This window comes from Novosphingobium sp. P6W (genome assembly GCF_000876675.2).
GTDB lineage: Bacteria > Pseudomonadota > Alphaproteobacteria > Sphingomonadales > Sphingomonadaceae > Novosphingobium.
Genome location: NZ_CP030353.1, coordinates 2,177,509 through 2,194,480, shown reverse-complemented (window position 1 = coordinate 2,194,480; position 16,972 = coordinate 2,177,509). Strand labels below are relative to the sequence as shown.

General features: G+C 60.1%; 19 protein-coding genes and 1 pseudogene. 3 read left to right on the top strand and 17 right to left on the bottom strand.

Translation table 11 applies throughout. The features are described from left to right. Positions 1-245: 245 nt before the first annotated feature. Positions 246-905, top strand: coding sequence for a DedA family protein (locus TQ38_RS25545; protein ID WP_240198101.1), 660 nt, complete (start codon positions 246-248; stop codon positions 903-905). Between the two features lie 226 nt (positions 906-1,131). Here the strand turns inward: TQ38_RS25545 and TQ38_RS30180 are convergent, their stop codons facing one another. Together TQ38_RS30180 and TQ38_RS25540 are read right to left on the bottom strand one after the other, a co-directional pair. Further along, positions 1,132-1,371 (bottom strand): hypothetical protein, encoded by a 240-nt coding sequence (locus TQ38_RS30180; RefSeq protein WP_162792387.1) that lies wholly within the window; start codon positions 1,369-1,371, stop codon positions 1,132-1,134. A 237-nt stretch (positions 1,372-1,608) separates the two neighbouring features. After that, the gene (locus tag TQ38_RS25540; RefSeq protein WP_162792386.1) at positions 1,609-1,896 is read right to left on the bottom strand and encodes a hypothetical protein; all 288 of its coding nucleotides are present in this window, start codon (positions 1,894-1,896) and stop codon (positions 1,609-1,611) included. 147 nt (positions 1,897-2,043) lie between these two features. Here TQ38_RS25540 and TQ38_RS25535 point away from each other — a divergent pair, with 147 nt between their 5' ends. Together TQ38_RS25535 and TQ38_RS25530 are read left to right on the top strand one after the other, a co-directional pair. Continuing rightward, positions 2,044-2,271 (top strand): hypothetical protein, encoded by a 228-nt coding sequence (locus tag TQ38_RS25535; RefSeq protein ID WP_043978147.1) that lies wholly within the window; start codon positions 2,044-2,046, stop codon positions 2,269-2,271. A gap of 189 nt (positions 2,272-2,460) precedes the next feature. Next, positions 2,461-2,787, top strand: coding sequence for a hypothetical protein (locus tag TQ38_RS25530; protein WP_043978062.1), 327 nt, complete (start codon positions 2,461-2,463; stop codon positions 2,785-2,787). 198 nt (positions 2,788-2,985) lie between these two features. Here TQ38_RS25530 and TQ38_RS25525 read toward each other — a convergent pair. The 15 genes and pseudogenes from TQ38_RS25525 to TQ38_RS25450 all read right to left on the bottom strand — a co-directional run. After that, a pseudogene (locus TQ38_RS25525) lies at positions 2,986-3,324 on the bottom strand (DUF3470 domain-containing protein); the annotation flags it as partial. A gap of 131 nt (positions 3,325-3,455) precedes the next feature. Further along, positions 3,456-3,971 (bottom strand): hypothetical protein, encoded by a 516-nt coding sequence (locus TQ38_RS25520; protein ID WP_043978059.1) that lies wholly within the window; start codon positions 3,969-3,971, stop codon positions 3,456-3,458. Positions 3,972-4,477: 506 nt separating this feature from the next. Continuing rightward, complete coding sequence (locus TQ38_RS25515) at positions 4,478-5,920, bottom strand: type II secretion system protein GspD (RefSeq protein ID WP_043978057.1); 1,443 nt, start codon at positions 5,918-5,920, stop codon at positions 4,478-4,480. Then, positions 5,917-6,990 carry a zonular occludens toxin domain-containing protein gene (locus TQ38_RS25510; RefSeq protein WP_043978055.1) on the bottom strand — a complete coding sequence of 358 codons (1,074 nt, stop codon included), beginning with the start codon at positions 6,988-6,990 and terminating at the stop codon, positions 5,917-5,919. The genes TQ38_RS25515 and TQ38_RS25510 overlap by 4 nt, the downstream gene beginning before the upstream one ends. A 6-nt stretch (positions 6,991-6,996) precedes the next feature. Continuing rightward, positions 6,997-7,290 (bottom strand): DUF2523 family protein, encoded by a 294-nt coding sequence (locus tag TQ38_RS31545; RefSeq protein ID WP_043978053.1) that lies wholly within the window; start codon positions 7,288-7,290, stop codon positions 6,997-6,999. 4 nt (positions 7,291-7,294) lie between these two features. Further along, positions 7,295-8,764: a hypothetical protein gene (locus tag TQ38_RS25500; RefSeq protein WP_043978050.1), complete on the bottom strand. Its 1,470-nt coding sequence runs from the start codon at positions 8,762-8,764 to the stop codon at positions 7,295-7,297. Between the two features lie 171 nt (positions 8,765-8,935). Further along, complete coding sequence (locus TQ38_RS25495) at positions 8,936-9,181, bottom strand: major capsid protein (protein ID WP_043978048.1); 246 nt, start codon at positions 9,179-9,181, stop codon at positions 8,936-8,938. Between the two features lie 38 nt (positions 9,182-9,219). Beyond that, a complete protein-coding gene (locus TQ38_RS31350) occupies positions 9,220-9,354 on the bottom strand; it encodes a hypothetical protein (RefSeq protein ID WP_255417987.1) in 135 nt (44 codons plus the stop codon). A 100-nt stretch (positions 9,355-9,454) separates the two neighbouring features. Continuing rightward, a complete protein-coding gene (locus TQ38_RS25485) occupies positions 9,455-9,772 on the bottom strand; it encodes a hypothetical protein (RefSeq protein WP_043978044.1) in 318 nt (105 codons plus the stop codon). Positions 9,773-9,929: 157 nt separating this feature from the next. Then, on the bottom strand, positions 9,930-10,934 hold the full coding sequence (locus TQ38_RS25480; RefSeq protein ID WP_255418004.1) for a phage/plasmid replication protein, II/X family: 1,005 nt from the start codon (positions 10,932-10,934) through the stop codon (positions 9,930-9,932). Then, positions 10,931-12,448, bottom strand: coding sequence for a DUF4139 domain-containing protein (locus TQ38_RS30175; protein ID WP_162792384.1), 1,518 nt, complete (start codon positions 12,446-12,448; stop codon positions 10,931-10,933). Before TQ38_RS30175 ends, TQ38_RS25480 begins: the two co-directional genes overlap by 4 nt. A 32-nt stretch (positions 12,449-12,480) precedes the next feature. Further along, positions 12,481-13,893 carry a DUF4139 domain-containing protein gene (locus TQ38_RS25465; RefSeq protein ID WP_043978042.1) on the bottom strand — a complete coding sequence of 471 codons (1,413 nt, stop codon included), beginning with the start codon at positions 13,891-13,893 and terminating at the stop codon, positions 12,481-12,483. Between the two features lie 107 nt (positions 13,894-14,000). Further along, complete coding sequence (locus TQ38_RS25460) at positions 14,001-14,759, bottom strand: sulfite exporter TauE/SafE family protein (protein WP_082057849.1); 759 nt, start codon at positions 14,757-14,759, stop codon at positions 14,001-14,003. 56 nt (positions 14,760-14,815) lie between these two features. Further along, a complete protein-coding gene (locus TQ38_RS25455) occupies positions 14,816-15,781 on the bottom strand; it encodes a hypothetical protein (RefSeq protein WP_052505889.1) in 966 nt (321 codons plus the stop codon). Beyond that, positions 15,774-16,952: a DegT/DnrJ/EryC1/StrS aminotransferase family protein gene (locus TQ38_RS25450; RefSeq protein ID WP_304481814.1), complete on the bottom strand. Its 1,179-nt coding sequence runs from the start codon at positions 16,950-16,952 to the stop codon at positions 15,774-15,776. Before TQ38_RS25450 ends, TQ38_RS25455 begins: the two co-directional genes overlap by 8 nt. Positions 16,953-16,972: the final 20 nt, after the last annotated feature.

The window sequence follows — 16,972 nt, the reverse complement described above, 5'->3', positions numbered from 1 at the left end:
CGTTGCTGGCAGCTTCCCGAACGTCTCTGCCCCGTCTTCGCGCAAAGCGGACGTCCTCGGAGTAGCGAGCGGGGGGAGATCATTCCCGTCTTGCCAAAAAAAAAGCCGGCCACATGGGCCGGCTTGAAAAGGTTTGGGAGAGGATGCCTGAAAGGCGAGATTTGTTTCCGCCATGTTGCAGCGCAACACAAGTGCGCATTTTGCATGCTATCTTTCGTCTTGGACAAGCGGGAGGCGATAACTCGATGATGGCAACCGAACGATGGGCACGTAGGTTTGGAAACCTTTCAGCAGTCGGCAAGCTGAGGGTGGAGACGGTTGGTATGTCATTGGAACAGGTCATCAGTGAATATGGCTTGGTCGGTTTGGCCCTGGGCGCCGGTCTGGAGGGAGAGACGGTGGTAATCATCGGCGGGCTGATGACACATCGAGGTATCCTGCCGTTCTGGCCCGCTGTCGCAGCGGCTGCGTTAGGCTCTTTTCTTGCTGACCAACTGTTCTTCCTGCTCGGGCGACATTTTCGCGGCCATCGCTTCGTGCACCGATTTCAACGACGACCGGCCTTTGCCCGCGCTCTGGCCGCATTCGACAAGTATCCTGTATCGTTCGTGTTTGCCTTCCGATTTCTCTACGGACTGCGCACGGTCAGTCCGTTAGCGATCGGCACGACACGGCTTTCCGCGCGAAAATTTCTCGCGATCAACGCCGCAGCAGCCATCGTCTGGGCGCTTATCTTTGTCACCATTGGACACTGGTTCGGGCAGGCAATCGAAGCAGAGTTCGGACGTATCAAATCAGCCGAACATCTCGTCGGCGTTGCGCTGGCGGCCGCAGCGATCCTAGGGATCGCCGTGATGCTTGTGCGAAAGAACATCAAGTTTAGGAGCAGCAAAACGGACGGCTGACCACCACTCTGATTTTTAACATAATCATTATTATCATCCCCATCGGCGAGACTGAAGCAATCGGCAACGTTGCGGACGACGATGGAGCTATCCCAAGAGCCTTTAACGGTTTTCTTGCAAAGAGTCGACCATTCGACGATTCCGTCTGTCCCGACCTTCAGGACCTCGCCCCCGTTTATGTTAAATCCAAACGGGTCCGGCATCTCGACCGTGAGAAAATCTACCATCATGATTTGCGGCCCGCCGCGATGATGACGGCTGTGAGATCACTAATTGCGACCGCGTAGGCAGATGGGTCATCGCAGTGAATAAGAGCGCCAGCCAAGTCCTTGAACTCCTCAGCGGCAGAAACTGGAACCCAGCAGGCAATCTGCCGATTACCTTTTTCACGCATCCTGCGAACATAGACCGCCCTGCGGTCTGTTTGTTCAGCAATCGCTTGCTCGATTGGAGTGCGTTTCGGCACGTTTCCCCCTGTCCCTTGAGACGCTAAACCACACCGTCACTATCGACACAACCCAAACTGTCGCAAGCGACGTCAAGAATTAGAGTCGCTTTGGTTTCATGTCACTAGCGACCTATACCACAACTGTCGCTAGTGACAAGAGAGGTTCATGGGTTGGCCAAGGCTCATTGGGTGAATGACCGTTATCGGGCATCGCGCATGTCTGGGAGAACGACCAAGATTGGTGGGAAGCTGCCGTTAGCGAGGTTCGGATTCCCAACCAATAAAGCCAACCTTGATCCGATTTTTCTCGACCCAGCGCATGAGGCACTCATTCTGCTCTTCAAGCAGTGGCAAGGCGTCGGCGCTCTTTCGTCCGAACGCAAAGGTGCCGTCCGGGCCTACGGACCAAGCAATACTGTCCAGGGGGATGCCGCAGCCGGAGAGTGCAGCCCGCACATCAGCCGCGTTAGTGCCGTGACGCGGCAGCAACGCACGGATCGTATCACATCCCCCAAGCACCAACGCACCCACTGCGATCATCAACGTCCGGCATTTCATCCATCGACGTTAGCGAAGCGTTGAATGGCTGCAAGGGGGCGCGAGCCGCCAAGGCAGAATTTCGCGCTCTGGTGGTTTGCGGTCTGACCGATTCCGGCGCTACCATGCTGCGCGGGGACAAGCGAGGTGATCTTGGAACACGAAATCTGGTTCGAGAAGGTGGGGTTGAGCTACATTCCCTGTCATTGGAAGGGCTTCGCTGTGATGGGGGCCGTTCTCGTACCTTCTCTCGGGGCCATGTTTTTAGGGCAGTTAGCGTTAGATCGCTTAGGTTACGCCAGCGCAGATTGGCTGGCATTCCCCACCTTTTTCATTCCCGCGCTGTTCTTTTTGCTTGGCGTCGCGAAGCGACATAGCTGAACGACCAGCAGCTATCGAGGGTGGAGAGCGGAACGTCGGCAACGGGGCGTGAGCAGCCAGTCCGGTTTTGCCGTTTCGCGGCGGTAAGCCGCCTTTCCGCTGGCAGGAATCCAAAGCGGCGCGGGGAAAGGCTGAAAGTGGTGGAAAGCGGTCATTGCGCCAGACCTGCAAACGGGGCAGCATCGCCGCATGAAGCACCCCGAAGCACAGTTTATCGTCGAGGTCACGGCAGATGACGAGATTATCTGCCGAGCACCCAAGCAGGCGGAGCAGCGTATCAGGATGACTGACCTTGCTTCGATCTATGTCGAGACTAACGGCAGCGGTCCTTGGGGAGCGGACGTTTGGTGGCTTCTAAACGACAATGCCGGGCAGACACGGGTGGCGTTCCCGCAACTGGCCACAGGAGAAGACTCGGTGCTCGAACGGTTGCAGAAACTCTCCGGTTTCGAGGTGCGGGGAATGAACTCGGGCAAGAACGCCCGCATCATGTGCTGGCCTACGCCCGCGCCCTGACTGTCTCCTTGGGGGCGGATGCTGCCATTCTCGCAAAATCGTCCCGGAAGGGCGCGAAGTGGTGGTAAGCGGTCATTGTGAAACAACGCTGTGCTATCTCCAAAAGCGCCGGAACATCCTCACTATTTTCCCCAAAGTGGTTTCACTATTGCATCGATTGCACGTAATGGCCCGCGCAGGCCTCGTTGGTGAACCGACATCCCCTTCGCCCGGAAGGGGCGAAAAGTAGCGTTCGAATTTTCCGGAAACTGCGCGAAATTGATCGGCATCCGCAGGAGTTTGTCCGCCGTCGAAGGTCACATTCGGCCACAAGGCCGAGTACTTTGCGTTTAGTTGAAGCCATGGCTCGGCACGAGGTTCGGTGTCAAAAACGATTGCGTCAACCGGACATGCCTCGATGCAACATCCGCAATCCACACATTCGAGCGGATTGATGACGAGCATGTTCTCGCCCTCATAGAACGCATCGACTGGACAAACTTCAACGCAATCCATGTGCTTACATTTGATGCACGCATCAGTGATTACCCCGGTCATGCCTTCTACCTCTGCTTCCAAAGCAACGACATAGCCCTCAGCTGCGAACGTCCGCAACGGGGCGTTAACGGAATGTCCGGCTCTAGACGCCGAAAACCGATAATCGGACGCCCCTGCACTCGAATGTCCACCTAAAAGTTGACCGGCTGCTCTTGCGTGTAACTCTCTGGGGCGAGGCCATCGGCGAGAAAGGTGAACGATGAAAAATCACGTTGAGCACCTCGCACTCGCACTCGCAATTCCCCGTCCGTGAAACGCCAGATCGCCACTTCCTGAGAGAAGTTGATGTCCATTTTGTTCCGCCATGGCCTGTCCTCCACCACGTGAGGTGGACCGTATTTGGCAATGAACGCTTTCCTGAGACTTTCAGCGTTTCCAATGGACGTTTCGCCTGACACGGAAAAGAGCTTCCCGCCGTTGAACCTTGCTCTCATATTCACGATTGGAACGTTGCCGAGCAAGCTGCCATCGATGCCCCGGCATTCCTCCTCCCCCCTGCCCTTGAGCTTACATTTCTTGCCGATCACCGTGCCTTGGCCGGAATAGGCTTCGGACGTGGTGAGCCCCATGAAGTCAAAGGATTGAGGTTCCTCAGCAGCAGCGGGGCCAGCGATCAATGCGCCAAAAAGTAGCAATCCGCGCAACATAAATTCCCCTGTTGATCAGACCCCCACAATCAGGACCTTGAAGCGGGTGGTCAATAGCCGCCCTTCCCCACTCACCAATTACTCCTGTCACTAGCGACAACTAATCGACGGGTCGGAGCGACCCGCGCGGAGAGGTTGATGTGTGGCGAGAGTCTCGTTTTCGAGACAAATGTGCATGGTTATTAGACATTGCACATTCAGCAGCGCTTACGAGGGCAGGAGAGGTCCTCGCTCGCTCCGCTCGCTGCGGTCCTTTCCTGCCCTCGCGCTGCCCTGATGAACGCGAAAATGGACGAATAAGCACGGCACTTTGGCAACCAAATGGGTTGACGATCGCGCGCCTGGTCTAACCGTGAAGGTGATAAAGCGAAGAAAAGGGGTGTCCGTAGGGGTGCCAAGGACAAGAGGGCCGTTGCCCTGAAAGGGGAGGCGCGGGCCGTGAGTGGCTCAGAACGCGACAAGGGGTAGGCGTCAGGGGCGCTGCCCCCAACACCCCCGAGTTGGTTTCAGGCCGCGACTTCCGCCTGTGGATCGCCCTTATCCTCAGTGGGATCGAGGACGAGTATCGACGGCTCACCTTTGCGCGCATCTGGCGCGATATCTGCCTGCACGAGCAAGAGCAGCTGCGAAGATCCTTGCTCCCGGTTCCGCGATCCAAGCAGCCCACCAAAGAAGCCGTCGCGAGACGAATTGTCCGACCGCTCATCAAGACCGGCGATGGCGACAGTCTCCCCGGGTGCGATGGCGATCACGGAGGACGCGGAGGACTTATTCAAGGTCGGGCTGTCGTTCACGCCGTTCTCAGTGCGCGCGAAGGTGGAGCGCTCCTGCATGACGCGCAGTTCGATTTCACCCCGGCGAACCGTGGGCGTCACGGAGAGCGACACGCCGCTATCGCGATAAACCACGGAGCGGATCGGCGCGCCGTTTTCGGAATAGGTCACCTCGCCAATGGTCGGGACCTGCGATCCTGAATTGATCGAGGCAGATGCACCGGAGAGCGCCGACAGGGAAGGCTCCGCTACGACCTGAAAGCGCCCGTCAGTGCGAACGGCAGACAGGACCGCAGAGACGCCGCCAGTTGCGATCTTCACGAACTGGTCACCGCCAGAGGCACCGGCATTGACACCGAGCCCAAGCCGACCGCCGAGAACGTCCGCGAGCAGCGACAACGCCGAGCCTCTCGCCTTGCTGGTTCGGACCTCAAACAACACGGCACGGATCGCCACGGCAGCGCGGGGCTTGTCGATGGAGCGCACGAGCTGCTGCGCCATGGAGATATCCCGCTTTGATCCTGAGAGGACGAGAACGGTTGGATCGAGCCGGTCAACGATGCGGTCACCCTGCGGGGCGCTGCCTTCCCGCACAGCGATTGTGAGCGCGGGAAGGACGGAACGGACGATCTCTCCCAACTCGGCGGGCGACCTGTGCGCAGGCTCGATAATGGCGACGAAACCGGCAGGCTCATCTGCAACGGCTGTGATCGGAGACGAAGCCGGCGCGTGGGCATCAAGGGACGGCATCGGCGCAGCATAGGGCGAAGCCGGCGCGGCAAAGGACTGTCCGGATTGCACCTGGCTAAATTGTGACATCGGCGGCGCCGACGAAAAGCCCGCGGGGCCATATTCAGAGATCGGGGTGCCCGAGACGAAGACGGTTCCGCCCCTGAGCTTCACCACGAGGCCCAACGAGCGGAGGAACTGGACGACGCGCACCGGCAACTCACTGCGCGGCATGACGAGGTTTACCGATACCGGCTTAGTGTTCGACAGCACGTCAGGGGCGATCACATAGGGGACGCCCATAACGTCGCGCATCAACATGGTGACCAGTGCGCCCGTGGGCATGGAATCCAGCTGCACACGAACCGGGCCCGGCGTTGAGGGAAGCGTTCCGGCCGAGAGCGGCGCGGCGAACAGCAAGGCTGCGAGGATGAAAGCGCGCTTCATTGGATCGGCACCCCGAAGGACGAGGCTGGAGCCCCAGCTTGCTTGATGATGATGCGATCATCCGCAACGACCGCTTGCCCATCGAGGACGCCGTAAGTTGGCCGGTCACCGTCGAAATCGAAGCCGTCAGGCGCGACGACGCGAACCGATCCCTTATCGTCAGCAAGGACGATCCGAACGCCGTTGTCAGCGGTGACTTGCCCGACAATGCGATACGGCGAGCGAGGGCGCTGCATAACGCCGGGAATAGGCACTGCGGCACCAGCTGGGAGAGCTGCACCGCCTGATAGAGTTTGTCCTGGGACGGGCTTAATCTCAGGACCGGCGAAGAAATGGGCAACGCCCCAGCCACCCATGGCCATAATGAAGACAACGCCGCCTATCGTCATGAACAAGCCTGATGACCAGATAGAACGGCGGTTATCGGTGTTTAGCTCTTTCCCCTCGCCTTGTGTGTCATACGAAGAATAGAGGGCGTATATCTCTTTCTTATAGCGACCATTACCAGTCTTAACGGACGTTCCTTTTGCTTGCGACGATCCGTCATAGACATCGTAGCGATAGGAACCTTTCATGCCGAGCGCAGAGAGTTTCGCGAACTTGAAGGAGCCTTCAACGAGCCCCTTAAAGTCGCGATGGATATCCGTAATCAGCTGCGTTCCGATGATAACGTCTGTAGCGCGGCCCTTATCGTCGACAAGGTGACGATGCCAGCGCAGGAACGGTTCAAGATCGGCGGAACCGACAGAGCCGCCACGATTAAGAAACGTCAGCCGCCATTCATCGAATATAAGAAGATCACCGCCCTTGATGAACGTGTTTTCATCTCCGGTTTCTTCCGTTGGAAAGAAATTAGGCAGATTTGCTTGACTTCCTTCGAATAGAACGACCTCACCTAACTCTGCGTCAGGCTTCTTATTGCGGCAGTATTCTAGAACCTTGTCAGGCTGAACACCGCTGATGTTAGTGACGACGCGCCGACCAGCGAGGACGGCGGGCACTAGAACCTGTGAAATCATCGCGTAAGACTTACCGGCACCGGGCGGGCCGTTGTACGTGGTAATAGCCATGGCTAGTTATCCAATGATGGGAAGCCGCCTAATTGCAAAGCGGACAACAAATGCTGCAATAATCATGGGAAGGCCAACTTCCACCCTAAAGACACCCATAAAGAACAGTACATCAGACGGCAGACCGCTGAACAACGAACTAATCGAATTAAGACCACTCTTGTCGATCTTTGACATAACGAGCGAACCTAGTTCACTGACGATCAGATATAAACCTGTAAACAGGATGAATTTGATAATCGTACCTTGGAGTACGAAGCCTAGCAAATAGTTGATTGCTGATTTTATAATAGCGAACATAGCTTTACGCCTTCAATACTATCATACCGGCAGCAATGGTGAAGAATAGGATCATCATTGCCGATATGATCGCCCTGTTCTGCTCGATAAACGGACAATGACTGTCGAGAACCAGCGTATGTTCGTAGAACTCCGCCGAATACGTCGGACAGCTTGGCGAACCCAAGTTGATGCTTATTTCCGGGAAACCCCAATCGAACGCCTTATCGATAATGCTTTGCGCTGTGGGGCTCTGCGGGTTGGGCGCAGCTGTGCCGGGATTAGTCCAATCCGGCCCCTCAGTGGGCGTATCCGTTGGCGTATCGGTCGGCGTTGTGCCGGGCTGGCCGGGGGTGTCGTTCGGTGTCGGCAACTCACCCACGTTCGCGGTATCCCGAACGGTCGGTTGCTGCCCGCCAGTGCGCACATCTTCCTTCTCGATACGTTCGTAAGGGATTTCGCACTCACCGTTCCCACACGCGGCCTTGTAGGCCCTGTCAGCGATCTGGCGGATAAACTCGTCGGAGATCGGGCAGAAGGACTGACTGGAGCCGAGCGACCATTTATTGAGGTCTGCGGCAGGAACGACGCCATAAGACGGGATCGACCATGCAGCGGGCTGCTTGACGCACATCTGCGCGTGTTGGTTCCAGTTGCCGATACCGATACCGTCTTCGCACACGTAATCCTGCTTAGGGATCGGCCCATAGCCGGGGTCCTGCGACCACGCAGTTCCAACAGAGTAGGTACTGACCGAAAAATTCGCGTAGTCGGCGTTAACCCGCGTTGCACCGTTGTAGTACGCGGGCGACGATGTGTAGACCGTGAACTGACAAGTGGGACCAGCGCAGTATTGGGAAGCATATACCGGCGCTTTACGAAGTACTTCGGCCTTAGGCCCGTTCGCCATATGTAGCCCGACCTTGAATGCTGACCACGGCTCATTCGTTACGAAGTAGTTTCCGCCTACGTATGAGCGATACAACCCCTGACCGAACTTATAAGGTATTGGATCAGGAAGTTCCAAGGCTGGGACAAGTACGTTACCGCCCACGTCGAGGTTGTAGTTTAGCTCTCCGCATTCCCAGCTGCCGACCGGTCCACCGCTACCACCGCCGCCGTAATCACCGCCATTGGCGAACGCCAAACACGCCGCGTTCGACGGGTTGGCCTGACAGAACTTGCTATCTTTATTCAGTCCTGGGGGAACGAGCTTAGTGCCAACAGGGAGGCCGAGCGCCTGCCCAACGCGTAACCAGCTATCGAGCTTAAAAGCGGGCTGGTTGAGGTACGCCTTAACCTTTTCCAGCGTAGGCGCTTTCTTAAAGTCCTCGACCATTCGGCGGTTGAAATTGGCCTCAATCGAGTTTGCCACCGCCTGCTGGATCGAGCCCTTGGCAGCGCTGTAAGGCTCGGGATCAGGGATAGTGGACTGCGCCCAGCTGGCGGCAGGCATCGCCAACCAGAGCAGCAGAATAACGACGACGCCGCGCATCAGCTGTTACCCATCTTCATTCCGAGGATCGCGGCCCCAGCGGCGATAGCGCCAATGAACATGATGAGCAGATTGTACGCGGTTTCGCCGTCCATGGCCGTCTCCTGAATAGAAAGGGGCCGGGGAGTGTCGCGCCCCCCAGCCCCAAAACCCCCTTGCGGAAAGGGCCGGTTAGCCGCCCTTGACGAGCGAGATCACCTTGCGGACGCCCATCTGAGCGAGGCTCACACCGATGATGATCGCGCCGACCGACAGGACAGCGGCGACCACGGTCGTGACCGAGATTGCTTCGGTCAGCGGCGACATGTCAGGGCCGGTTGCCGTCTGCGCGAATGCGACAGGGGCAGTGGTGACCATGGCGATCGGCGTTGCAACGGCAGCGGCAACGGCGAGAGCGAGCTTCTTTGCACCAAACATAACGAACACTCCTTGGTCGGACTTCTAAAGGGAAAGGATCACGCCGACCGGATGACCCGAACAATCGCGCCGACCACCACGCCAGCGCCGAAAGATGCGAACACAATCGAGAACGACCACGAGAACAGCGGCACGGTCTGCGACATGTCGATAGGGACGGGCTCAGGGGCCATCACGACGGGGATCAGGGCTTGACCCCCTACGCTCCCGCAAGGGGCCTGAGGCACGCCGTCAGGGGCGGGGACGCAGTGCAACACCAGCTGAGCCACGAAATTACGCGGCCTTCTGGATCGCAGGCTTTCCGGTAATGATGGCGGCGGCATCGTCGAATGAGCAAAGCTGCAATTCGGAGCCGCGATAGTCCAAACCGTACTCGCCGGTTTTGAATACTTCGCCAGTCATAAGGTAACGACCCGGCTTATACGGGCCAGACTCGGGCACCTTCACCATGAACGGAAGGGGATAGGCCTTGCCCGAGTGGAGATAAGCATTCTGCTTTGCTTGTGCGGGCCTCATCATGCCCGTCGCCTTGTCCTGATAGGACTTGCCCGGAATGATCGCCTCGGGCGTAATTTCTACGAATAAAAACATTTTTGGCACCCCTTTAGGGCACCCTAAATCCGATTTGGTGGCAGTTACTTACACGAGCGCGAATCGCTATCCAACCCTAAAAATGCACCGTAGAACGAAAAAAGGGGGAAGGCCGCAAAGCCTCCCCCCCGTGGTGCGCGTGTCGTTAGGCACCACCCTATGCGACACGCTCCAACGCTGCGGTGAGTTGATCGGCCCAAATCGGATAAAGGGCTGGTTTAGCTTCGATCACTCGCCGCAGCGGCACCACGTTGGATTTCGGAACAGGGGATGCGATGTCATAGCCCGTGGCCTCTCTGACATCGTTACGCAGCTTATAGAACGCTGCCTTAGATCGACCGGCGCGCATGTCGTTACCGGCTTTCCACGAAGAAATGGCATCAAGCAGCCGAGGCCGAAGGCCCAACTCAGCAAGATCAGTATTATCGAGGTTCATCCCGATTTCTCCAAAATCTAAACGGTCCACGTAGGCCCGCCACACTTCCCCGACTTTCTCAGGGGTCCAATCACCAACGCACCTCAAGCCGAGACGCTTCAATTCACGTGTTCGCAGCGTTAGCTCTACGCGCACCGTCCTGTTGACCTCGTCGAGCAGGCCAGGAACCTCCATAGCAAAAGATGGCAGGGGACGGCGACCCACTTCCATGCCCTTGGAGTAAATCTTCAACTGCCAATCTTTGGCGCGCTTCCCCTTCTGAGCGAGGCCATAGTAGAGCGTCCCCGGATCAGACTGGACACCCCGCCCCCGGTACGGACACCACACGCGCTCTTCCATAGCCCGCAGGAAAGGCAACACGTCACCCTCTCGCGGCAGTGTCCAGGACGCAGTTAAATCGATTCGGCTGATGCGCGCAGCATCGATGTTAAAAGAAAAGCGTTCAGCGATCTGCGGTCCCGGAAGCATAGAGCCAACTATTTTTCGTAAAGCGGCATCTAAAGCATAAGACGGATCAGATGAACCGAACAAGTTGTGGCCTTGCACGAACTTTACAGGGTTACCGGAAAGTTCTAAACCTCTTCTTTGAAGACGGCCTTCAATAACCCCTCCGGAGTAACGTCCGGGAAGTTTTGCATATTCATTATTATCAGTTTTATCGTGTGGAGTTGGGCGGGTTCTAACCGGAACAAGTGAGCCAGGCGGCGACCTGTGCCGAGCCCTCAAAACCGGTAGCGCAATTGCGCGGTGCCTCTCGGCGGCAAAGTCAAAGACCAAGTTGCGATGCCGTCGATCGTACCAAGCGCGGCGCCATCGACCTCTATCTTTTGACCGGCGCTGCCGATCGGCACCTCCAGCAAGACCGAAAACGGGTTGGCATTGCTGGCGGTAACCACCGATTGCCTGGAGCCGCCGCTTTCCTGCGTGACGAGGACTAGCGTGCTGATTCCCGCTGCGAGCCGGAACGTTTCTCCCTCCGCGCGATCTGTCAGCGTGCCGAGGCCCAGCAGCAGTCGTTCACCGCCCTGCCTATTGGCGTATAACGCGGTGCTTCCCGAAGGCAGCGCCAGGCCGAGCCCAGCCTCGCTCTTGTTTCGCAGGACCAGCACAACCGTTGTGGCGGCCGCGTCTATCCGCTGGCCCGGATAGACGGAACGGCGATAGCGGCGCTCGAAAGGCACTTGTCCCCGCGCAAGCAACGCCACCTGCTTCTGGCCGCGCGCACTTACCGTCACGCGCTCAGGCACGCGGTAGAGTTTGAGGTCGCCAAGGTCTTCCGGCGGAGGAGGAGGCGGCGGCGGCGGTGGAGGCGGCGGGGCCGACATTGGAGCCATCACCATGGGCGGCGAGCCTTCGAAGCTGCGTGAGGCCGTCACAACAATATCTTGTTGTCGCAGATCAGAAGTAGTGGTGCCCAGTGGGTAGCATTGCAGTCTCAATGCGCTCACCGCCGCGCGCAACACAGGTGTGCCCACCCGGTTGACCTTGCCTGCCACCGCATTGACTTGAGCATCGGCGAACACCTGAGGATTGCCGTTGCCAAGGCTCAACCACGCGAACAGGTCGAGGGACCGGCCATCGCTCGCCTGCGTGGCGACATAGCTTGCACGCCAGTCGAAACCGGATGCAATATAGCTCAACCGGACAGAAACGGTGCGGGCCGAGGGGCTGTCGGTAACCACGCTGAGTACCGGCTTGCTGGACAGCCCGGCAGGCACACCGGCAAATTCCAACCGCTCCGGCAGGCCCGAGCAGCGCAATGTCTCCACACCGTTCGCGGTGCGCAAAACTACGCCTGGTTGCGGACCCGCGACGATCGTGGCTTCTTCGCTGACCTTGCGTCCCGTTGCCTTGTCGGTGCGGGTGACAGTGACCTGCCGCCCCAGCGTGCCATCGACGAGCGAAGCGGGCGACAGCAGGCGCGCATCGCGGTTCTTCTCGACTGTGCCACCAGGCAGCCCCTCGATCACGGCGCTGACCGGGATGATCCCTTCGGCCACGCCTTCGAAGCGCAGGACGGCGCGGCCGCGCGGCAGGCGCACCTTGCGCGTCTCCGTGACCATCGCGAAGCCGCCAAGACTGCGCAAGTCGAGCGCGCCGCCGCCATAGGGAGCGCGGTAAACGGTCAACTCCACACTACCGGGTCCGGGCGAAGTCACGGCCTTTTCGCCCCCCTCGCCGCGCGCCCCTTCCCTCGCATCCGCCGGCCAGCCGGCGGCGAGGGCCAGCAGCATGGCCATAGCCCGCACCGAAAAGGGTGGCCGCGCAGTCATTAGTAGCGGGTGTCGAACGTCGCGGTGACCACCGCCTCCCCATTGGCCGGCACCGGCACCTGCCACACCGCCGAACCTGCATCGCGCCGTTCGCTTTTGCGGTTTTCGTCAATGATACGGGTATCACCCCAGTCGAGCCCGCTCTGCACCAGTTCCACCGTCGCCGCGCGTGAACGGGCATTGGTCAGGCGGTAGCGCATCTGCGTGCGCCAGCGGTTGTCGCCAAGACGCGTGCGTAAGACGGTGGTTGGCTGGACCTTGACGTCGAAAGCATCGCCGGTCGGCAAAGCGATGGAGGAACCTTGCGGGGTGTGGTCGATCTGGTTTTCGCCGGTGAACTGCGGTTGCCCGCGCGCGTCGCGGACATACACGCGCACTGTCCCGGCAGGCAGAGCATCACCGAATCCGGCAGCGCCGGAATTGGCGAAACGCAGTACGCTTGCGGCGCTGCGCGGCTCGTTCGCGGTGCCCAGCCAAGGGTTCTCGAACCGATAGCCCGAACTGGCGGATACGCCCTTGGCGTCAAGGAAGCTGACCTGCTTGGTCTGCTTGTCGGCAATCGTCGTGCGCTCTGCCAGCGGGTAGAGATAGAAATCGCCGAGCTGTTCGCGGTCCGCGCTTTCGGTGCCGGGCTGGATGCGCGTTGTCCGGCGTGAAGGGTAGGACGGGACATACTGATTTGAGCCGTCCGAACTGCCCACATCACCGGCTACCAGCAGTGTTCTGGCGGCGTTGAAGGTCGTGCCGCTGGTATTGCGCAGCGTCACCCAGCCTTGCACGTCGACAGTGCCGCTCTTGTCGTCGAACAGGGCGACGTAGTCGGCGCTCCAGCCAAGGCCGCTGGAGAGGTAGGAGAGCGTCGCGGGGCGATTACCGGCGCGATTGCTCGCCAGTGTGACGGACAGCGTCGGACGGGCGCGCAGCGATTCCGGTACACGGTCGAACACGGCGCGCACCGGCAGCCCGTCATCGCGCAGAACTTCGACGTGGCCGTTTATTTCCAGGACCACGCCGCCGTTGACGGCCAGGACTTTCGCCCGCTCCCGCGTTTCGGCGCCGGTTGCCGGGTTCGTGCGGATCAGCGTGATCGTCTCGCCCACGGCTTTTTCCATCAGGCTGGATGGGCTTAGCAGGTCGTAGTCGAAATTCTGTTCGACGATCGCGGCGTCGGCCACGGTGAGCGATACCGTTTCAGGCCTGATCTGGGCGCTGACATCGGGAAAGCTCTGCCGCACCCGGCCCTTGCCGAGGTCCAGCGGGCGCACATCCTGCACCAGCGCGAGGTCGTTGTTGTAAATCGTTACCGAAAGATCGCCCTGTGCGCTGGCACCGCCGGGCAGCGGCGGGGCCTCCTGCGCAGCCAGTGAAGCGGGCATTGCCAGAACTGCCCAACCTGCCCAAATCGCGCGCATCGACTTCCCCTTCGACCTCGATGGCTCTTCATGCAGGCGATAGGCCTTTGATGCAATGCCCGAAAAATCAACAGGGTGCGGGCTGTAGTTACAGCCGGCCCGAGGTTTTAATAATAGGCCTTGGCAAAGAAGGCCACAGTCACGATACCTGCGAGGGCCACCGTAACAGCCTCGACAACGCGGCGAGGCAGACGGGTTCCCAGCAATGCTCCAAGATAGCCGCCGGCTATTGCAGAGGGTGCCAATAGAAGTACGTCGTGCCAGCGTACCGCGTTCATCACGGCGAAAATGGCGATGGCGGCGGTGTTGGCCGCAGTCACCAGTACCGTGCGCGGGGCCTGAAGACGATTGAGGCCGGTAGAGGTAGTCACGCTCCAGAACGCCATCATCATGATGCCGACAGCGCCGCCGAAATAGCCACCGTAGATACCGAGCAGGAACTGGCCCGACTGGATGATTTTCGGCCCGGCGCCCTCCCCGCCCCCTTCCCCGTGAAGGCGCGTGGCGATGCGCTTGCCGAATGCCAGTGCAAGCGTGGCGACGAGCAGCAGCCATGGCAGGACGCGGTTGAACAGGGTGGACGGGGTTGCCAGCAGGAGCACACTGCCGATCGCCCCGCCGAGTAGGGAAATCACCGCAAGCCGCGTCAACGACACCCCCGCCACGGCGCCGATGTCCTTGCGGTAGACCCAGGCGCTGGCGGCACCGCCGGGATAGAGGGCGACGCTGCTCGAGGCATTGGCGACTACCGGGGGTACGCCCGTTGCCATCAGGGCCGGCAAGGTCACGAAGGAACCGCCCCCGGCAAGCGCGTTCATCGCGCCCGCCAGCAGGCCCGCGCCGGCAAGAAGATAGTCGGTGTTCACGCGAGGCCTTGTGCCGATCCGCGCCGCGCAGTGCAATGCGGATGGTTCGCCTGGCGCTAAAGCCCGGCGGGCGGGATCAGTCGGACCGGGAGCGGCAGTTCGCGCCGCCAGAGCGCGCAGGCCTGCTGGCGCGCATTCAATGGCCGGGCAAGGTCGGCGATCTGTCTGCGGCTGATGCCCGAGCGTTCGCAATAGAAGGGATGGCGCGGTTGCCGGGCGAAGTAGCTGTGGAACAAGGCTGTACGGTCCACCTTATGGGCGGGCTGGCCGCGGTGGAAATGCTCTGCTGTCTCGCAAAAGATGACGGTGCCGGCAGGTCCTTCGCAGCTGACCATGTCCGTTTCGTACCCTGGCCCCAGCCTTTCGGTGAGCGCTGCGTCGTCCGCCAGCATGTAGCGGTAGCCGTTGACGCCCCCCTGCCCGGGATCGCGGCGGCGGATCATCTGGAAGGGGCCGCCGCCGGCAACGACATCGTTGCAGTAGACAGCGACCTTGATCGTGCGCCGGTCCTCCCAGTCGCGGTGCCAGCGCCGAGGGCCCGCTTCCTTGCCATCGGCGACGGTGTAGATGAGCTGCAAGCCGTCATAGGCGGCGGGCAGCCCGAGGTAGCTTTCCACGATATCGAGCAGCCTCTCGTGAAGACCCCATCGAAAGATTTCCGGACGGGAAGCGATGTCGGAAGGCGGGACGATGATGAACTCCTGCCCCTCTGCCGCGAGCCGGCGCGCTTCCGGGGCGAAATCGCGAGACAGGCTCCGCGCCGCCGCCATCATCTCGTCCGATCCCGGCAGGCCAAGCGCGTCCAGGCTGGTGATGTGGATGCCGTCGCGGTGCAGGTCTTCAACGATGCGAAAGTCTGCGCCGGAAAGGCTTGGCGAAAGAGGTTGATGCCGCGCCAGCGCGTTTTCGTGACCCTGCATCAGTAGGGGGTTGAGCATGGCCGAATTGGCGCAGCGCAGCGCGGTTCGCGCAGGCAGGTCACGCGCCCATTTCATCGCCGAGCGCAAGGGCGCTTCAGCCATGGCTGAGAATGTCGATGGTTCGATCGACAAGGCTATCGCTGAGATTGGGATGGATCGGCAGGCACAGGATCTGCCGGGCGATGCGGCGTGCTACCGGCAGAGGCTGACGCGCCGAAGGCAGGTCCCGGTAGCCGGGCATATCGCAGATCAGCGGATGGAAGTACCGCCGCGCCAGGATGCCGGCAGCCTGCAGGCGGCGGCATAGGGCATCGGCGTCGACCGGATAGTCTTCGGACACCAGGATGGGGAAGTAGGAATGGTTGAGCGTGGCACCCCCGCCGATCCTGAATGGCGCGATGCCGTCGATGTCCGCCAAAGCTGCGTGGTAACGGGCGCTGATTTCGCCGCGCCGGGCGATCAGATCATCGATGTAGCGCAGCTGAAGCAGGCCGAAAGCGGACTGCAATTCGTTCAGCTTGCCGTTGATCGAGGCGCGCGCCATCACCGTATCGTCGATGAAGCCGAAATTGCGCAGCCGGTCGATCTTCGACTTGGTGCGCTGATCCGGCGAAACGATCGCCCCGCCCTCGAAAGTGTTGAACACCTTGGTCGCGTGGAAGCTGAGGACGGAAAGGTCGCCCTGCCGAAGAACGCTCTGGCCGCCGGTCTGAACGCCGAAGGCATGGGCCGCGTCGTAGATGACCTTGAGTTCGTAGACGTCTGCGATGCGCGAGATCGCCGCCGTATCGCAAGGGTGGCCGAAGCAATGGACCGGCAGGATCGCGCTGGTCCGGTCGGTGACGGCGGCCTCGATCCCGGCGGGCGCGAGGTTGCAGTCTTCCTCGTCGATGTCGACGAAGACCGGCGTCGCTCCCACCAGACGCAGCGCATGGGCGGTGGCGACGAACGTGAACGGCGTGGTGATGACCTCTCCGCCGACCTTCATCGCCTGCAGCGCCAGCCACAGGGCCGTCGTGCCGTTCGACGTCAGCGAAATGTACGGGACGCCAAGATACTGTTCGAGCGCGCGCTCCAGCTGCTGGTGGAACGGCCCCGAATTGGTCAGCCAGCGGTTGCTCCAGATGGTTTCCAGAAAGGGAACGAATTCTTCCAACGGGGGCATGAAAGGCTGCGTGACCGGGGTCGGCGGCTCTGCCGGCACGTCTATCGGCATCAGGGCCGGGATACGTGCCAGTGCGGGCATGGCGACGGGGTGTTCGCTGAGTTTCATGCGTCCATCTTCACCTTTGG